At 40.8% G+C, this 529-nt stretch carries 2 protein-coding genes; both read left to right on the forward strand.

Going from position 1 to position 529, the window contains the following annotated elements:
• On the forward strand, nt 1–185 hold a 185-nt coding region (locus tag C200_RS15205), incomplete at its 5' end, for an IS630 transposase-related protein (protein WP_155276093.1).
• Nucleotides 112–529 (forward strand): transposase (locus C200_RS13280; RefSeq protein WP_162180159.1); only part of this gene is annotated, 418 nt, incomplete at its 3' end. The genes C200_RS15205 and C200_RS13280, both read left to right, overlap by 74 nt.

A 529-nucleotide genomic window follows, 5' to 3' on the forward strand; every position in this document is an offset into this window, starting at 1 on the left:
TTCAGATGACGGAGGGCGATGATGTAAAAAATTATCCGGATAGTTATCAATGGGAACGTGCGCAACGTTTTGGTGTAAGTCAACACTGTATTCAGCATTGGTTGAATTTCCTTGCAATCAGCTGTAAAAAAAACACTAAAACACCCAAAAGCCAACGAAAATACACGTACAAGCTTCCAGAATAAAATCAAGCGCTACGCCGGCTATGGTCGACCCATTGTTTATTTAGATGAAAGTGGTTTTGCAACAGATATGCCAAGAAAGCGAGGCTACTCTCAGAAAGGAACGCGCTGTTATGGTGTTCATAACTGGCATGAAAAGGGTCGTATTAATGTCATTGGTGCCCTCTTAGGGAAGTTATTATTAACAGCCTCTTTATTTACTGGGTCAATTAATTCTGATGTGTTTTATGCATGGCTAGTTAAAGATTTATTGCCTAAATTGCCAGCACATTCAGTAATTGTTATGGATAATGCGCGCTTTCACAAACGCTCTGACATGATTGAAGCGATCGCTGCGAGCCATGGAG

Source organism: Piscirickettsia salmonis LF-89 = ATCC VR-1361, assembly GCF_000297215.2.
In the GTDB taxonomy this organism is placed as follows: Bacteria; Pseudomonadota; Gammaproteobacteria; order Piscirickettsiales; family Piscirickettsiaceae; genus Piscirickettsia; species Piscirickettsia salmonis.